We start from the raw sequence: 18,214 nt of genomic DNA, 5'->3' as shown, positions 1-18,214 counted from the left end.
GTTAGTTAAAATAAAAAGAAGCGGGTATCCCGCTCCTTAACAAAGACTTTATTCATTAATAATTCCTGCAAGAAGTTCATAAGACCGCAGGCGTTCTTGATGACCGTAAATCTGAGAGTTGACAATGATTTCATCAGCCTGTGTTTTATCAAGAAATTTCTGCAGTTTTTCTTTAACCATGTCAGGCGTGCCTATGATTGATGATTTAATCTTATCTTTGATGGCTAACCATTCATAATCTGACATTAACGATTCAATATTTTCGACGGGAGGCTGTAATTTAGCAGGCTTACCCCGAACAAGGCTCAAAGATTGCTGTTGCTGTGAAGTCGCGAGCCACTTCGCTTTCTCTTCTGTTTCCGCAGCGATGACATTGGCGCCAACCATAACGTAAGGTTCTTCTAGAACGTTTGACGGCTGGAAATGACTCCGGTAAATTCTTAAGGCCGGTAATGTATTTTCGGCCGCAAAATGACTGGCAAACGCAAAAGGCAGTCCAAGGATGCCGGCAAGCTGGGCGCTAAAGCCGCTTGATCCCAACAGCCAAATGGGAATATTAAGGCCTTCCCCCGGCACAGCATGAACCTTCTGTTCATGTTCGGCTAACGTTGGATCAAAATAGGCGCGCAGCTCGGCAACTTCATCTGGAAAATGATCTCCATTATTAAAACGGCGCAAAGCTCGGGAAGTGGTAGGGTCTGTTCCAGGCGCACGTCCGAGCCCAAGGTCAATTCGCCCCGGATACATCGATTCTAATGTACCGAATTGTTCGGCTATCATAAGAGGCGGATGGTTGGGAAGCATAATACCGCCGGAACCGACCCGGATACGTGAAGTGCCGGATGCAATATAACCAATAACGACCGATGTTGCCGAACTTGCAATACCAGGCATGTTATGATGCTCAGCAACCCAATAACGGTTGAATCCCCATTTCTCTGCATGCTGGGCTAAATCCAAACTGTTTTTAAAGGATTCTGCCGGTGTTCCCCCTTCTATAATAGGAGCAAGATCTAAAACTGAAAATGAAATATCACGAAGTTTTTTTGAGTTTTCTTCTATAGTCAATCCTTTTCACTCCATTTCGGAATTAGGATAAAATCTTTTATATAAAACAGTTTACCGATTCTTCAATAGAGGATACTAATTTTTTGCTTGTATGATGTGAATTTATAAAGGCCTTTCACGGAATTATTTGACCAAAATATTGGCATCAATAATTCTGTTTTATTAGGCGGAATTTTCCCGAAATTAAAGTCCCGGTGTCGATAGTCATCGACTATCTTTAAAAATAATGATTTAATTTTCAAAATTCCTATTGAAATATTTTAAATTTTCCCATACAATAATTTGTGAAAACGATTCCAGATTAATTTCGATAAATTTCTGAAAAACTGAAAAGGATTTCATAAAAGAATAGAGGACTGACTTAATGATGCCTACAATCGAGGATGTTGCTAAATTAGCAGGATTGTCGCCTGCTACGATTTCACGAGTCATTAATAACCACCCGTACGTTTCACAGGAGAAAAAAGATCTTGTTTTCAAAGCAATGAAAGAGTTAGGTTATGTGCCAAATTCAAATGCGCAAAGGCTTAGGAAGCAGAAAACTGAGACAATAGCTGTTCTGATTGAAAGGATAGCCAATCCCTTTTTTAGCCAGCTTGTTGAAAGTATGGATATCATTGCGAATGAAAACGGGTACAAATTGCTTATCTGTCAGACCAATAATGATAAAAGGAAAGAATTAGAGTATTTAAACCTGCTTAAGACAAAACAAATTGATGCTTTAATCTTTGCATCAATTGAGAGCGAATGGTCAGTGGTGGAAAATTTTTTACAATATGGCCCAATCGTCTTTTGCAATGATTTTGCTGAATCAGCTTCTGTTCCAATTATTTACCTTGATCAATATAGAAGTGCGTATACTGGAACAAAACATCTCATTGATAAAGGATATACTAAACTTTCTTACTGCGGAGGTTCTAAGTTAACCTGTTTAGGACGGGATCGAAAAAATGGCTTTATGTCTGCTGTAGAGGAGGCGGGGTTAAACATTTTAGATCAATGGTGGTTTAAAGACGCATTAACCATTGAAGATGGAAAACAAATTTTACGGAAAATCTCCGTTATGGATAATCCGCCTGATGCCATATTTACAGGAAGTGATGAAGTAGCTGCAGGCATGATTAAAGAAGCCAAGTCTTGCGGGATCAAGGTACCTGGAGATCTGGCCGTTATGGGATTTGACAATCAGCCCATTGCCGAATTGATGGAACCGGGCATAACAACGATCTGTCAGCCGGTTAAACAAATGGGTATTCAGACAATGGATGTGATGATTGATTTATTAGTTAATAAAAGAAAGTTGGAACATCGTTTTATTCAGATTCCGTTTCATTTGGTAGTAAGGGAATCGACTTGATAAAGGAGGGGAGAAGGAAGCTGTTTTTCTAAGTTAATGGGGATTGTCCCCGGTTGAATGTGAAATCGATTTCAGAAGGGATGGTTAAAATGAACACCAAGGTGAAACGAATGCTGGCTTTAGGTTTTTGTTCCGCGGCGCTGGTTCTTGCCTCATGCAGTACCGGCGTATCGGCACCTAAAGAAAATCCTTATGGAAAATCTGAAGGAAAGAAAGTCACGATTGTATATGCAACAGGAAAAGACAGCACTAATGGAACAAAAAAAAATGATCGAGTCTTTTGAAGAAAAGTATCCCAACATTCACGTTAAATACAGGCAAATGCCGTCAGATTCCGGAAAGGAGCATGATGCTTATGTTACGATGCTGAATGCTAAGTCATCTGAAATTGATGTTTTCAATGTTGATACTGTATGGCCGGCTGAGCTGGCGCAAGCAGGCTATGTCTACCCGCTTAACCGCTTCATGAAAAAGGATCACATTGATAAAAGCCAATATAATAGTGCTGCAATCAGCGCTGGTCAATTTAATGGCAAGCAATGGGCAATGTCCCTGTATATTGATGTCGGTCTATTATTCTATCGAACCGATATGGTGGATAAGCCCCCTAAAACTTGGGATGATCTCATTTCCGAGGCGGAAAAATTGAAGGGTGAGAAAAGGACTGATTACGGCTATTTGATGCAGGCCAAACAATATGAGGGATTAGTAACCAATGCTGTGGAGTTTATCTCAGCATACGGCGGTAAAATCATCAATGAAAATGGTGAAGTCGTTGTCAATAGTCCTGAGACGATTAAAGGGTTAAAAAAGATGGTTGAGATTGCAAACTCTGACTTTGTACCAAGAAATATTACGGATTTTACTGAGACTGAGTCGGCTACTTCTTTTATTGAGGGAGAATCGCCCTTTGTCCGAAACTGGCCTTACCAGTATGCGCTTGCTAATGATAAAGAGCAGTCTAAAATTGCCGGAAAAGTCGCTGTTGCCCCATTGCCTGCGGGAGACAAAGGCAATGCTTCGGCCCTCGGCGGCTGGATGGTGGCAATGAATAAATACTCAGAACACAAAAAGGCTGCGTGGAAATTTTTGAAGTTTCTGACGGGTCCCGAAGGAGAAAAAATAAATGCCGTCTGGGGAGGTAAAGCCCCTACTATTATGTCGTTATATAAAGATAAGGAGGTATTGAAAGCCAATCCATTCTTTGGTGAAAAGGGTTTTGTTAAAGGGATTAAATCAGCGGTACCGCGTCCGGTTGTACCAAACTATCAGGAAGTATCCGAGATCATTCAAATTCAAGTGTCAAAGGCCATTGCCAAGCAGGAAACAGTCGAGCAGGCGGTTAGAAATATGGAAAAGCAATTAAAAGCCGCTTTAAAATAGGTAATCTTACATTTTAAAAAGAATTGAGGTGCGGGTATGGCAGCTGGAAAAGGAAAACTGAAAATCAATAATTCTGAGAAACGAACGGCCTATTTATTAGTGGCGCCGGCATTGATTTTAATCTTGGTGATTTCGATTTATCCTGTGCTCCAGTCCTTTTATTTCAGCTTATTTGATTTACGGTTAAACGATCCGCAAAAAGCGGATGTTCATTTAAGTTATAACGTTGATCTTGAACAATATTTCTATTATTATCCGTTCCTGATTGAAGATTTAAAGAAAGAAGCACAAACAGCGAAGGGGGCTGAAAAAACTTATATAAAACAAATCATTCAGCGTCTTGAATCACTCGATCAAAACATCAGAAAGGATACGAAAGACAATTATCAACAGGTCAAAAAGATTGAGGAGGATTTTGAAACACCTTCAACATCATTAAGTGTTGTAAAAATAAATGATGAGACAGCCAAGTCATTCCAAAAAACAATTAAAGAGGTTAATCAACAACTTAAACAGATTACAAGTCTTAAGAATAAAAAAGAAGTGATTGGTCTCGCTAATGGGCTTAAAGGTGTCATTTTTGAGCCGAATTATATCGGCTTTCATCATTATGCTGAGCAGCTTAAAAGCGGTCGAATGTGGTCTTCATTGTGGAATACAGTTTTCTTTACGATTGTATCAGTATTAATCGAATTTGTTCTTGGTTTGGCCATAGCACTTCTAATAAACAAAGCCTTTTTTGGCCGTGGATTGATTCGGGCAACGGTGTTAATTCCTTGGGCGATTCCGACAGCTGTTTCCGCTTTAATGTGGAAGTTTCTGTATGACGGCCAATACGGGATTGTTGCTAAATTCTTTTCAAAAATAGGACTGGTTGACAATATGAGTACTTTGCTGTCATCGAAAGCCGGAGCCATGTTTTCCGTCATTTTATCTGATGTGTGGAAGACTACACCTTATATTGCGCTGTTATTGCTAGCGGGTCTTCAAGTGATACCTAAATCGCTCTATGAAGCCGCTTCGATTGATGGCGCAAGTAAATGGAAACAGTTTACGAGTATTACACTGCCTTCGCTGAAATTAAGTATTTTGGTTGCCCTTTTATTCAGGACATTGGATGCTTTCCGTGTCTTTGACTTGATCTATGTTCTGACCGGGGGAGGTCCGGCTAATTCGACAGAGACTATTTCGATTCTAGCTTACAAAGAGATGTTTTCACAAACCAATTTTGGTGCGGGATCAGCCTTATCAGTGATTGTCTTTATCTGTGTTGCTGTCATTTCGATCATCTTTGTTAAGGTGCTGGGGTCTGATCTATTGCCAGAAGGTTCAAAAAAGTAAAGGAGGAAAAAAGATGGAGAAAAAAGCCGGACCGCTGTTTTATGTTTTTATGGTCATTTTTGTCTTTGTTGTGATGTTTCCATTCATTTGGATCTTTTTAAGCTCGATCAAGCCATCTTCTGAACTGTTTGGAGATAAAGCGTTTCAATGGTTCAGTGATAAACCGACATTTAAAAACTACATATCAGTCTTTACAAATTATCCATTTCTCAAATATTTGTGGAACAGCTTTATCGTTTCTTCAATTACAACGATTTACACAGTATTCTTTGCCTCCTTTTGTGCCTATGCCATTGCCAGGCTGCAATTCAGAGGTAAAACGGTGATTTTAGGGCTGGTTTTATCAGTATCCATGTTTCCGCAAATTGCGACCCTGTCACCAATTTATATTATTTTGAAAAATTTAGGTTTGACAAACAGCTATTTAGGTCTGATTATTTCTTACACGACGATTACGCTTCCTTTGTCAATTTGGATTCTTGTTGTGTTTTTCAGGAAAATTCCTCATGACCTTGAGGAAGCAGCGAAAATTGACGGGGCAACACATATGCAGACTTACTGGCGGGTGATTTTTCCATTGGCGGTTCCCGGGCTGTTTACAACTGCGATTTTAGCTTTTATTGCCGCATGGAATGAATTTTTATTCGCTTTAACGATCAATACATCTGACCAATATAAAACAGTCCCAGTTGGCATAGCCATGTTTCAAGGGCAATTCACCATTCCATGGGGTGAAATCTGTGCCGCAACCGTTGTCGTTACTATCCCGCTCGTGGTTATGGTTTTAATATTCCAAAAAAGGATTGTTTCAGGTCTGACATCCGGATCTGTTAAAGAATAGTTAGGAGTGATAAAAGATGAAAATTACAGTATGGAACGAAAATCGTCACGAACAGAAAAACCCGCGAGTTAAAGAAGTTTACCCAAATGGCATTCATGGGGCGATAGCCGGATTTTTAGAAAAAAGCGGTTTGGATGTCACTTGCGCAACACTGGATGAGCCGGATCATGGCTTAACGGAGGATGTCTTGAATCAAACCGATGTTTTGGTTTGGTGGGGGCATATTGCCCATGATGAAGTCAGGGATGAGATCGTTGATAAAGTCCATGACCGAGTCCTTAATGGTATGGGATTAATTGTTCTCCATTCCGGTCACTTCTCGAAGATTTTCAAAAAGCTTATGGGGACATCTTGCAACCTGAAATGGCGGGAAGCAGATGAAAATGAACGGCTTTGGGTGATTGACCCCGCTCATCCGATTGCAGAAGGTCTGGGAGAATATATAGATCTTGATAAGGAGGAAATGTACGGTGAACATTTCGATATTCCAACACCTGATGAGCTTGTGTTTGTCAGCTGGTTTGCCGGCGGTGAGATTTTCCGCAGCGGATGTACATATAGACGCGGTCAAGGGAAAATCTTTTATTTTCAGCCGGGTCACGAAACTTATCCAACCTACTATCATCAAGACATTCAACAAGTGATTATCAATGCTGTTCGTTGGGCAAAACCGTCACCACGGTCTAAACCAGCTTACGGCAACGCCAAACCTTTAGAAAAAATATAAACCATTTTTATGAAAAAGAAGGAGGAAATACAAATGTCAAAGTTAAAAATTGCAGTTATAGGCTGCGGAAGTATTGCAAGGCACCGGCACTTACCTGAATACGAGGCAAATGAACATGTTGAGATAGCGGCTGTTTGTGACATTGTTAAAGAACGTGCAGAGGAAATGGCTGATAAATACGGTGCAGCGGCTTATAGCAATTATCAAGATGTCCTGCGTGATAGGACGATTGATGCCGTCAGCATTTGTACGCCAAACTATCTTCATGCACCAATTTCGATTGATGCCTTAAATGCAAAAAAACATGTCCTTTGCGAAAAGCCAATGGCAACTTCAAAGCGGGAAGCACTGGATATGATTGAAGCTTCAAAAAGAAATAATAAAAAGTTAATGATCGGTCATAATCAGCGTTTTGTACCATCACATCAAAAGGCGAAAGCGCTGATTGAGGACGGTGAAGTTGGAAAAATATACAGCTTTCGTACAACATTTGGACACGGAGGCCCGGAATCGTGGAGTGCGGACGGGAAACGAAGCTGGTTTTTCAAGAAGGATCAAGCCTTTATCGGAGCCATGGGTGACTTAGGGGTTCATAAATCCGACCTTATCCGCTATTTACTGGGCGAGGAAGTAACCGAAGTCGCGGCTCTCGTCGAGACGAAAGCTAAGAAAGAAACCGATGTTGATGATAATGCCGTCTGTGTCTTGAAAACAGAAAGCGGTATCATCGGAACGCTGACCGCAAGTTGGTCATATGTCTCAGCTGAGGACAATTCAACGATCATATATGGTGAAAAGGCAATTTTAAGATTAGAGGATGATCCGCAATATTCATTAGTTGTAAAATATCAAACTGGAGAAACGGTTAAATATGAAATGGGACAAATACAATCCAATGATAAGGGCGGCCAAACCAATTCCCAAGTGATCAATAGATTCGTATCTTGTATTCTCAATGATCTTCCGTCACCGGTATCGGGTGAAGAGGGAATGAAATCACTTGATGTGATATTAGCAGCACTTGAATCAAATGCAATGAAACAAATTGTTAAAGTGCAAACATCATAGATTAGAAGGGAATGTTTTCGAATGGGAAAGCTGAAAGTAGGTATTATAGGTGCAGGGGGAATTGCCCAAAGCAGACATTTACCGGCATTAGATAAGCTTTCAGAAAAAGTTGCAATTCAAGCGGTTCACGATCTTAATGGGAAAAAAGCACAATTGGTTGCTGCACAATACAACATTCCGCATGTAACTGGTGACTACCGTGACATGTTAACCGATGTAGATGCTGTATTTATTTGTACACCAAATAAATTCCATTCGGAAATAGCTGTAGCGGCGCTTAATCAGGGGGTTCATGTTTTTTGCGAAAAGCCAATGGCGATTTCAGAAGCCGCCTGCCAAGAAATGCTCCAAGCGGCTAAGGCTTCGGGAAAAATTTTATCAATTGGTTATCATTATAGATTTATGAAGGAATCTCAAGCAGCAAAGAGGGTTATTGAGGCCGGTGATATCGGCAAACCGCTCGTAGCTCGTGTTCAGGCACTAAGACGCCGTAAAGTACCGGGATGGGGTGTATTTACAAATAAAGCGCTTCAGGGCGGCGGTTGCTTAATCGATTTTGGTTGTCATTCAATCGATTTAGCGATGTGGTTATTAGGTAACCCGAAACCAGTTCATATTATAGGCAAAACGTATAATGAGCTGAGCAAAACACCGAATCAGGTTAACATATGGGGGAAAATTGATCATACAGCCTTCGATGTAGAAGACCATGCAACAGGATATGTCCTTTTCGATAATGGCTGCTCCCTGCTTTTAGAGGCTTCGTGGGCAGCTAATATAGAAGAAGATATTGAGTCTATCAGTCTATCGGGTGTTGATGGCGGAGTGAATGTATTTCCGTTTCAAGTTAATCAGTCGAAACACGGTATGCTATTGAATAGTGAAGCGAACTGGCTCCCGGGGAATAGTGACCCGGGCCTTCGGCAGGCGGAAAACTTCGTTAACAGCTGCCTAGGCCTTGAAGAACCGGTTGTCAAACCGGAAGAAGCGATCCAAGTCTCACAAATAATTGAAATGATTTATAAAAGCAGCGAGCAAGGGAAAAGTCTGCTTATTAATAACTAAAAAGGGGTGCAGAACTTTATGAACTTAGGCGTATTTACTGTTTTATTTTCTGATAAATCTTTTGAAGATATGTTGGATTATGTTAAAGAAGCCGGTCTTGACGCCGTTGAGATCGGGACGGGAGGCAACCCGGGCAATGCTCACTGTGATGTGGATGCATTGCTTGATAGTGAAGATAAAAGAAAAGCTTATATGGAAGCCGTTCATTCCAGGGGACTGACAATCAGCGCTTTTAGCTGCCATGCCAATCCAATTAGTCCTGATAAAGGCTATGCTAAAGAATCCGATGAGACGTTTATTAAAACAATCAAACTGGCAGAAATGCTGGATGTTCCGGTTGTAAATTGTTTTTCAGGAACTGCGGGTGACCATGAAGGGGCTAAATACCCTAATTGGCCGGTCACACCTTGGCCGAATGAGTATAGTGACGTTCTAAAATGGCAATGGGAAGAAAAACTTATTCCTTATTGGAAAGATGCAGGAAAATTCGCAGAGGAACATGGTGTAAAAGTTGGACTGGAGCTTCATGGCGGATTTCTTGTTCACACACCCTATACATTATTAAAATTAAGGGAAGAAACATGTTCAGCTATCGGCGCCAATTTAGATCCGAGCCATTTATGGTGGCAAGGCATTGACCCTGTTGGGGCGATCAAAATTTTAGGAAAGGAAGGGGCAATCCACCATTTTCATGCCAAAGATACGTTCATTGATCAGGATAATGTTAACATGTATGGCTTAACTGACATGCAGCCGTATGGCAATGTGCAGACACGGGCCTGGACATTCCGGTCTGTCGGCTGCGGACACGGCATCCAGAATTGGTCTGATATGATGAGTGCACTGCGTACTTACGGTTATGATTATGTTGTCAGTATTGAGCACGAAGATCCCCTTATGTCGATAGACGAAGGTTTCCAACGGGCTGTTACTAATCTGCGGTCTGTCCTTATAAAAGAAAAGCCGGTTGATATGTGGTGGGCTTAAGGAATAAATAGTAGTTTAACCGCTTTATTTTTTCCAAAATGAGTCAAAAACAGTTGGCATAAACCATCTTAGGGGAATCATCGAAAAATAAATCCGTCCATGTTCGGTTAAACTCGCCGATATGGACGGGTTTTCGTTCAAGGAAATAATGTAATAAAAATCAAGCTTAAAATCAAAAGTAATGATCTTTTTTGATAGATAAAATCAAGATGACAGGGGATCGAAGCCTTATACCAATATTAAAGCATTGGCAAGAAATTGACTATAAAAAGGTAAGGCAAGCGATTCAGGAAATTATTGATGATTGGGAAAATAATCCGTAATTATTAATTGATCCAAGCAGACCCCTTTCTTATATTTTAAGGAAAGGGGTTTTTAAATGGTCCGCCATAAATTCTTTCAATGAGGTGTTTTTTATCTGCTTATGCGATATAGTAACAATAACGGAAAAAAGGGACAGAACATTTAGTTATAAAAAGGATGACTTAGCAGTGATTAAAAAAAGTCGTAAGAATGGAGATACAAGCCAATCAAAAACCACCGAATTTATCGTCAAAGAACCTGCAGGGTTACTTGACTTTTTATTGGAAAGCTTATCAAACCGCAGCCGCAACTCGGTCAAATCAATACTGTCTCGCGGACAAGTGTCAGTGAATGGACAAGCCGTCACAAAGCATAATCATCAGCTGGAGCCCGGGCAGCAGGTATCTATTCAATGGGGAAAAGGCCCTGAAAAGGTCGAATTAACTGGACTTAAAATTTTACATGAGGATGATGACATAATTGTCATTGAAAAGGAATCAGGGCTGCTAACGATTGCTTCATCAAAAGAAAAGGAAATGACAGCCTACAGGCAGCTTATGGCGCACGTTCGCAGTAAAAATCCCAAAAATCGGATTTTTATCGTCCACCGGCTTGATCGCGATACATCCGGCGTTATGATGTTTGCTAAAAACAAAAATGTTCAACAGCTTTTGCAAAATTCATGGCGGGAATCGATACTCGAACGCACTTATGTTGCTCTTGTCGAGGGTAAAGTTAAAAAAGAGAAAGATACAATTATTTCTTGGCTGAAAGAGACGAAAACACTTCTGATGTATTCGAGTAAAAAACCAAACGATGGACAAAAGGCAGTCACACACTATAAAATGATACAATCCGACAGAAACTTTTCATTGTTAGAGGTGAAATTGGAAACTGGACGAAAAAATCAAATTCGCGTTCATATGAAGGATATTGGTCATCCAATAGTCGGCGACAAAAAATATGGCTCGAGAAATAATGTAATTGGCCGGCTTGGGCTTCATGCACGGATATTAGCTTTTAAACATCCTATTACGGGGGAAACTTTACGTTTTGAGGCAAAAATACCGAAGCAGTTTCTCAGGCCATTTAATGAAAATAAGAAAAAGTGATGTTGGCAAAGATTAAATAAGGAGGGGTTTTTATGGCAGATATTAAATATGAAATAATAGAAAACATAGGGGTTATTTCAGAATCACCAAAGGGGTGGAAAAAGGAGTTGAATTTAATCAGCTGGAACGGCAGAGAACCGAAATATGATCTTCGGGACTGGTCACCCGAACATGAAAAAATGGGTAAAGGAATTACACTAACTGAAGAAGAAATCATTCAGCTTAAACAAGTGTTGCGAGACTTTGATAAGTAAAAAAGAATAAGGAGAACATCATGCCAACTAATGAGCCATTTTTATCAGCAATGAAACCTTTTTTACAAGATGCTTGGAAGAAGGCAGGTTTTAAAGGACCGACATCCATTCAAATAAAATCAACACCCTTAATATTAGAAGGGAAAAATGTTATTGCAGAGTCACCGACTGGAACGGGTAAAACCCTTGCCTATTTATTGCCCCTGTTACAGCGTATCAATTTAGAAATAAACAGTCCTCAGGCAGTTATTTTGGCGCCATCGCGGGAGCTTGTCATGCAAATCTTTGAACAAACGCAAAAATGGGCGGAAGGCAGCGGCATTGCGCCGGCTTCTTTCATCGGCGGGGCCAATATCAAAAGACAATTGGAAAAATTGAAGAAGCATCCTCAGGTTATCGTAGGGACATCCGGCCGTGTATTGGAATTAATCAAGCTAAAGAAATTGAAAATGCATGAGGTTAAGACCATTGTCATGGATGAAGGCGATCAGCTGCTTGTACCGGAACACATTGATACGATTAAGAACATCATTAAAACAACTTTGAATGATCGGCAGCTGCTTCTTTTCTCTGCAACCTTACCTAATCATATTGAACAACTTGCAAAAGACATAATGGATCAGGCGGAAATTGTAAAAGTAAATCAAACTAAAGCGGCGAAATCAAAGGTCGAACATATTTATTTTGTCTGTGAAGCAAGGGAGAAAATTGAGGTTTTAAGAAAGATTATGAGAACAGGGTCTTTAAAGGCATTAGCCTTTGTAAAGGACATTGGCAACTTATCCGTATTAGCCGAAAAATTGCAGTATAAAGGTATCCCTGCAGGTGTGCTGCATAGTGAGGCGAAGAAATCAGAGCGTGAAACAGCTCTTAAAAATTTTCGCGCTGGAAAATATCCGTTGCTGCTGGCTACAGATGTGGCTGCCAGAGGACTGGATATTGAAGGACTGACGCATGTTATCCATGTTGATTTTCCAGAGAGTGTCACACAGTATGTTCACCGGTCGGGCCGAACGGGCAGACAAGGCTCATCTGGGATTGTGATATCAATTGTCACGCCCAGAGAAGAGCGTGACCTAAAGAAGTTCTGCCGGGAATGTCAAATACCTGTACATAGAAAGATATTGTTTAAAGGACAAATAACGGATAAGAAGCCTGGCCCAAACCGTTCAAACAGTAATAAACGAACCAGAAAACGTCATTAAGAAAAGAAGCGGAAGTATTATCCTCCGCTTCTCTACTTTTGGAATTTAATTTATCCTTAAGTTTCCTTTGAAAATTTATAACCCATCAAAAATCCCTGAATGAAACATTCCTCAGCCTCGCATATAGCTGTATAATTATAAGCAGCATCTACATCAAGAAGCTTTCCTTTTTGTTCTTGTGTATTCAAAAGATTAGCTAATGCATTATATTCATGTATTAACTCTTTATTAGATTGTTTGACTTCTTTAGATTCCATTCCGATCATCGGGTTCTCTATCATTTTTCTCAGAGCGACTTCTCTTAAAACATCTTCAATTGTCACATATTGATTATTTGTTCCCCTATTTTTATACCCGTTAAATTCATTTTCGCGTTTTTGTTTTAAGACTTTTTCGACCTTTTTAAGTGAAACTGTTGAGACTTTAGACATTATCCCACACCCCTTTTTTACTTTAAGTGTTTAATTTCATAAGCGTAACTGCGAACACAGTGAGTTAGCGAGACTTGTGCTCTGGAGTACCAGGCAGTTGTCTGCGCCTTATGGCTTGATATCAGCCAAGTTTTCTTTAAGATTAATAGCATTATGTCCAAAAATAACAATATTAAACTATGAAATTGAAAATAAGATAATTGATTTTAATTTAGCATGAGTCATAAAGATTGATCATTTGAAGATAATGAAAACGCATCCGAATAAAAGTTATATTTCCAAGGGCGGCATGCGGTTGCTAGTTCCCGGAGACACCTATATAATGTATTTATCGAAAATTCACACCTGGGGGGATATTCAGTTGCCTATAAATATTCCAAAAAAATTACCTGCACGGGAAATTCTCGAAAATGAAAATATTTTTGTCATGGATGTTGAACGGGCAAACAGCCAAGACATTCGACCTTTAAATATATTAATTTTAAATCTAATGCCGGAGAAGGAGAAAACTGAAGCACAGTTGCTGCGTCTTCTTGGCAATACTCCCCTGCAAGTAAATATTAAATTTTTGCATACCGCAAGCCACGAGTCAAAGCATGTCAGCAAATCTCATCTTGAACAATTCTATACAACGCTGGAGGAAGTGAAGAAATCTGATTTTGACGGCATGATTATTACAGGGGCACCGATTGAACATCTCGATTTTGAAGAAGTTAATTATTGGGATGAATTAACAGAGGTCATGGAGTGGTCGAAAACTCATGTCACATCTTCATTGCATATTTGTTGGGGGGCTCAGGCCGCTCTTTATTATCACTATGGTATTGATAAGTTCGAATTGCCGGAGAAATGCTTTGGTGTTTTTAGACATCAAATAAATCATCCAACGATCAAGCTGGTACGCGGTTTTGATGATGAGTTTGCGGCTCCGCATTCCCGCCATACGAGTGTTTCCGAGGAACAAATTAAAAGCTGTGACGATTTAATTTTACTTTCGCAGTCAGATGAGGCGGGTCCGTTTATTATTATTTCTAAAGATGAGAAGCATATTATGGTCACCGGACATTTAGAGTATGATGCTGTAACATTAGGACAGGAGTATCAGCGTGATTGCAGTAAAGGGTTGGACATATGTCTCCCGGAACATTACTATCCTAATAACGATCCAAACAAACGGCCGCTCAATCAATGGCGCTCCCATGCACATCTGCTTTTTTCAAACTGGTTAAACTATTATGTTTATCAAGAAACGCCTTATAAGTGGGATTAGAAGAGTATTAAAACCAATTGGAGAAGGCGGGCATCCATCTCATTTTATTTTTGCTCCATAAGTAGTAAGAGGGGGTTTAACCATTAAATTTTTCGATTGGTCCTTTTGGTCCTTCATGAGTTCCACGGGCATGTATCGTATCGCATCAAAATTTAAAGAGTAATTTTATATACGACTTGTTATTTTAATGGTAAAAAATTAAAGTTATATTAAAAAAAGTAGTGGGATCATTTACGATCCCACTAATCTAATATATTGGTTTCTTTTGGTTGTCTATATTTTTACTTTACAATGAATAAATTAAAGTCAATGACATCCTTTATGTTTTCAGTTGTTATTCTGTTGAAACCTTGGAAAAACTAAAGAGACGAATTGAACAATCCAATTCTAATGTCAACGCTTTATATATAGCAAATAATAACATGAACTTTCCGTTAAAGTCGAAGTCTATTGACATTGTTATTGATAGTTGTTCCTTTAATGACACAATCCTATTTAATAATTTTTTTCCTGTTACTTGATTAACCCGGTACTTGAAAACGGAGGTAAAAATATTAGAGAACTATGTATTTTATGATGTTAATGCAAAATCATTAAACAAAATAAAGACTATTTATCCAAACTCTCATTATCTTACCTATTATCCAAGTTACCTTGAAAAATTTAAAAACAAATGCTTTTGAATTTTTGAAGGCGGAATATATGGGATACAGTACTAACCCGGGTGCTTTTTTTAATACCATATTAATAATAAAAAAATCCATTTGCTTTCTTATGAAGCTTGCAAAATTAGTTAGAAATAATTAGATTGTTAAACCAACTCCTGCTTATTTAAAAGAAAATATCCTTTAGCCAAATAATTGATACAGTGATATACTTATTCTAATAATCAATGTATTGTAACAATTAAACCAATAGATTTGCAGAAAGGAATTTCACTAATGAAAGTAGCCTATTTAGGACCAAAAGGAACATTTTCAGAAGAAGCATCTTTTCGCTATTTTAAAGGCGATGATATTGATTGGCATATGAGTTATTCAGTTTTAGATGTCCTTGAAGCTGTCAGGGAAGGCACGGTGGACAAGGGAATTGTCCCGATTGAAAACTCAATTGAGGGTACGATCACGATGACAGTGGACGGCTTATTAATGTATGAATTATTCGTTGAGGGAGAAATTGTTTTACCTGTTACATTGAATCTATTAACATCGGCTGAAACGAGTTTAACGAATATTAAAGAAGTGTGGTCGATTGCGCCTGCACTTGCCCAATGCAGGGAATTTACAAGGAAGCTCAAAGTTTTAACAAAGCATTTCGACAGTACGTCCTCAGCGGCGGAAGCGGTAAAAAATAGTGAAAGAAATGATGTGGCAGCTGTCGCCTCTGAGTGGGCGGCAAAGGCTTTGGATCTGCATGTACTTGAAAGAAGCATACAAGATAATGAGGTTAATCATACACGGTTTGTTGTTGTTTCAAAAACTCAATCAACACCGCCAAATCCGCATAAAACAATGCTGTTAGTAACACCTAATGAAGACAATGCCGGCGTTCTGTCAAAAATCTTAAATGTCTTTTCCGCTCTTAATATTAACTTAACTTGGATTGAATCCCGTCCGACTAAGAAAAAATTAGGGACTTATCAGTTTTTCCTTGAAGCGGCCGCAGGGGAAAAGGATCGTGCAATGGAAAAAGCCATAACGATTCTTCAGACACTTGAGCATCAGGTTAGTATACTTGGAAGCTATAATACGACAAATTTATAATTTCAGAAGAGGCGAGGGGCGAGTGAAGGCTTGCTCCTTTCTTACACCCGTTAAAAATAATATTTTAAAAGTACCCTCGCTGGTTTATAAGGTTCTATTTTCAAAATATCTGTGATAATCCCCACATTACAATGCAAGCAACCGGGACTAATACCCAAACATTGTTGCCAAAAATGGGTCTGTGATCACTGCTTGTATCTATACGGCTTTCAATTTTTTTAAGGTGCTTTTCTATATCATCAAGCTTTTTTTGAATTTCATCGATTTTCTTTTCTTCAAGCATCTCGACATTTCCCTCCTTAATATTAAATTTCTGTTATATTTTTCCATAATCGTGTTTAAATTCCTTCTTACTTTATAAAAAAGAAAGACCTTTTTAACAATATATGAGGTTAATGTTGTTATTCACCTATATATTAGGGCATTAGTATGTACTTAGGTATAATGACATGATTTTATTGGAAAAACTGAGGTTATAACAAACCGATTATTGGAGGACTATAAGTGGTACAAAATTCAGAAGAAAAATTACCAAAGCTTCCGGAACCGTCTTGGAGAGATACTGTTGATTTGCCAAAATTTAATCATTTAGAAGAAGATATAAAAGCTGACGTTGTAATCGTGGGAGGGGGTATTACAGGAATAACCGCCGCCTATTTGCTTGTGAAAGAGGGATTAAAAGTCGCTTTGCTGGAGGCAGACAGACTGCTGAACGGTACAACCGGACATACAACGGCGAAAATTACCGCCCAACACGATTTGATTTATGATGAATTGATTAATCATATGGGTAAAAGTAAAGCAAGGCTCTATTACGAAGCCAATATGGGAGCATTGGATTTTATTAAGAAAACGATCAATCAGCATGACATTAACTGTGATTTTAGTGAGCAGGATGCTTATTTGTATGCAACGACAAGCCAGTATGCCAGAAAACTTGAGAAAGAATTCAATGCCTATCAGGAATTGAGAATTAATGGAGATCTAGTTGATAAAATACCATTTGATGTCAATGCACAAAATGCTTTAGTTATGAAAGGTCAGGCACAATTTCATCCAATTAAATATTTGGCTGGCCTAGTCAAAGTCATTACAGATAACGGCGGTATGATTTTTGAAGGGACAACCGCGGTTGATATTGAAGATGGACAGCAGCCGGCAGTTGTCACACGGGATGGTCATCGTGCCTTAGGCAAATACGTGCTTGCTTGTTCACACTATCCATTTTATGATGGGCAAGGTTTTTATTTTACAAGACTTCATGCTGAAAGGGCTTATCTTATTGCAGCAAAGGTGGACGTGCCTTACCCGGGCGGCATGTATATCAGTGCGGAGAACCCGGTACGTTCATTCAGGTCTGCAAAAATTAATAATGATAATATGGTGCTTATTGGCGGAGAAAGACATAAAACCGGTCAAGGAAAAGACACTTTAGAACATTATAAGGCCCTCGAATCTTTCGGTCAGGAAGTGTTTGTTTTAAAAGAGATTGTTTATCGTTGGTCTGCTCAGGATTTGTCAACTTTAGACAAAGTCCCTTATATTGGAGAAATTGCTTCCGGGCATCCTCGTATCTTAGTCGGCACCGGTTACAGAAAATGGGGGATGACTAATGGTACAGCTGCGGCCATGTTACTTTCTGACATTGTATTGGAAAAGGAAAATCCTTATAAGAACTTATATAGTCCGTCACGTTTCTACGCTGATCCAAGCCTGAAAACTTTTCTTAAACAAAATACCGATGTCGCGGGCCACCTTATCAAAGGGAAGTTTGAGATATTCAATAAAAGGGTAGATGATTTATCAAAAGGTGAAGCCGGGATTGTTACATATGATGGCAAGCGGGCCGGAGCATATATTGACGATCAGGGTGAATGTCATATCGTAGACACGACCTGTACACATTTGGGATGTGAAGTCGAGTGGAACAGTGGTGACAGAACTTGGGATTGTCCGTGCCACGGTTCACGGTATTCATATACCGGTGAAGTTGTTGAAGGACCTGCGGAAAAACCGTTGAAGAAATTGAAGTAAAATAA

Annotated in this window: 16 protein-coding genes and 1 pseudogene; 14 read left to right on the top strand and 3 right to left on the bottom strand. The window is 39.4% G+C overall.

The window, feature by feature from the left end:
• Window positions 1-48: 48 nt before the first annotated feature.
• Window positions 49-1,068, bottom strand: coding sequence for an LLM class flavin-dependent oxidoreductase (locus ACFQRG_RS10755; protein WP_380965933.1), 1,020 nt, complete (start codon window positions 1,066-1,068; stop codon window positions 49-51).
• A 364-nt stretch (window positions 1,069-1,432) separates the two neighbouring features.
• Here ACFQRG_RS10755 and ACFQRG_RS10750 point away from each other — a divergent pair, with 364 nt between their 5' ends.
• The 11 genes and pseudogenes from ACFQRG_RS10750 (at window position 1,433) to ACFQRG_RS10700 (ending at window position 12,711) form a co-directional block, all read left to right on the top strand.
• Window positions 1,433-2,425, top strand: a complete 993-nt coding sequence (locus tag ACFQRG_RS10750; RefSeq protein WP_380965932.1) for a LacI family DNA-binding transcriptional regulator — start codon at window positions 1,433-1,435, stop codon at window positions 2,423-2,425.
• An 89-nt stretch (window positions 2,426-2,514) separates the two neighbouring features.
• Window positions 2,515-3,808 (top strand): annotated as a pseudogene (locus tag ACFQRG_RS10745) (ABC transporter substrate-binding protein).
• 36 nt (window positions 3,809-3,844) lie between these two features.
• On the top strand, window positions 3,845-5,149 hold the full coding sequence (locus ACFQRG_RS10740) for an ABC transporter permease subunit (RefSeq protein WP_380965931.1): 1,305 nt from the start codon (window positions 3,845-3,847) through the stop codon (window positions 5,147-5,149).
• 13 nt (window positions 5,150-5,162) lie between these two features.
• Window positions 5,163-5,990 carry a carbohydrate ABC transporter permease gene (locus ACFQRG_RS10735; protein ID WP_380965929.1) on the top strand — a complete coding sequence of 276 codons (828 nt, stop codon included), beginning with the start codon at window positions 5,163-5,165 and terminating at the stop codon, window positions 5,988-5,990.
• A 16-nt stretch (window positions 5,991-6,006) separates the two neighbouring features.
• Window positions 6,007-6,717 (top strand): ThuA domain-containing protein, encoded by a 711-nt coding sequence (locus tag ACFQRG_RS10730; protein ID WP_380965927.1) that lies wholly within the window; start codon window positions 6,007-6,009, stop codon window positions 6,715-6,717.
• Window positions 6,718-6,750: 33 nt separating this feature from the next.
• On the top strand, window positions 6,751-7,785 hold the full coding sequence (locus tag ACFQRG_RS10725) for a Gfo/Idh/MocA family protein (RefSeq protein WP_380965925.1): 1,035 nt from the start codon (window positions 6,751-6,753) through the stop codon (window positions 7,783-7,785).
• A gap of 21 nt (window positions 7,786-7,806) precedes the next feature.
• Entirely contained in the window at window positions 7,807-8,850 is a 1,044-nt protein-coding gene (locus ACFQRG_RS10720) for a Gfo/Idh/MocA family protein (protein WP_380965924.1), read from the top strand.
• A gap of 18 nt (window positions 8,851-8,868) precedes the next feature.
• Window positions 8,869-9,837: a sugar phosphate isomerase/epimerase family protein gene (locus ACFQRG_RS10715; protein ID WP_380965922.1), complete on the top strand. Its 969-nt coding sequence runs from the start codon at window positions 8,869-8,871 to the stop codon at window positions 9,835-9,837.
• A 491-nt stretch (window positions 9,838-10,328) separates the two neighbouring features.
• The gene (locus ACFQRG_RS10710) at window positions 10,329-11,252 is read left to right on the top strand and encodes an RluA family pseudouridine synthase (RefSeq protein ID WP_380965921.1); all 924 of its coding nucleotides are present in this window, start codon (window positions 10,329-10,331) and stop codon (window positions 11,250-11,252) included.
• A 32-nt stretch (window positions 11,253-11,284) separates the two neighbouring features.
• Window positions 11,285-11,506, top strand: coding sequence for a YdbC family protein (locus ACFQRG_RS10705; RefSeq protein ID WP_380965919.1), 222 nt, complete (start codon window positions 11,285-11,287; stop codon window positions 11,504-11,506).
• Between the two features lie 20 nt (window positions 11,507-11,526).
• Window positions 11,527-12,711, top strand: a complete 1,185-nt coding sequence (locus ACFQRG_RS10700) for a DEAD/DEAH box helicase (protein WP_380965918.1) — start codon at window positions 11,527-11,529, stop codon at window positions 12,709-12,711.
• 56 nt (window positions 12,712-12,767) lie between these two features.
• Here the strand turns inward: ACFQRG_RS10700 and ACFQRG_RS10695 are convergent, their stop codons facing one another.
• Window positions 12,768-13,142: a hypothetical protein gene (locus tag ACFQRG_RS10695; protein ID WP_380965917.1), complete on the bottom strand. Its 375-nt coding sequence runs from the start codon at window positions 13,140-13,142 to the stop codon at window positions 12,768-12,770.
• Between the two features lie 361 nt (window positions 13,143-13,503).
• On the opposite strand from ACFQRG_RS10695, the gene metA reads away from it, so the two are divergent.
• Window positions 13,504-14,412: a homoserine O-acetyltransferase MetA gene (metA, locus tag ACFQRG_RS10690; RefSeq protein WP_380965915.1), complete on the top strand. Its 909-nt coding sequence runs from the start codon at window positions 13,504-13,506 to the stop codon at window positions 14,410-14,412.
• 941 nt (window positions 14,413-15,353) lie between these two features.
• The gene (gene pheA, locus ACFQRG_RS10685) at window positions 15,354-16,175 is read left to right on the top strand and encodes a prephenate dehydratase (protein WP_380965914.1); all 822 of its coding nucleotides are present in this window, start codon (window positions 15,354-15,356) and stop codon (window positions 16,173-16,175) included.
• A gap of 100 nt (window positions 16,176-16,275) precedes the next feature.
• On the opposite strand, the gene ACFQRG_RS10680 is transcribed toward pheA, so the two are convergent.
• On the bottom strand, window positions 16,276-16,458 hold the full coding sequence (locus ACFQRG_RS10680; RefSeq protein ID WP_380965912.1) for a hypothetical protein: 183 nt from the start codon (window positions 16,456-16,458) through the stop codon (window positions 16,276-16,278).
• 221 nt (window positions 16,459-16,679) lie between these two features.
• Here ACFQRG_RS10680 and ACFQRG_RS10675 point away from each other — a divergent pair, with 221 nt between their 5' ends.
• Window positions 16,680-18,209, top strand: coding sequence for an FAD-dependent oxidoreductase (locus ACFQRG_RS10675; protein WP_380965910.1), 1,530 nt, complete (start codon window positions 16,680-16,682; stop codon window positions 18,207-18,209).
• Window positions 18,210-18,214 lie beyond the last annotated feature (5 nt).

This window comes from Scopulibacillus cellulosilyticus, assembly GCF_042665295.1.
GTDB lineage: Bacteria > Bacillota > Bacilli > Bacillales > Sporolactobacillaceae > Scopulibacillus_A > Scopulibacillus_A cellulosilyticus.
The sequence above is the reverse complement of the archived record's forward strand: the minus strand, read 5'-3'. Positions and strand labels throughout refer to the sequence as shown.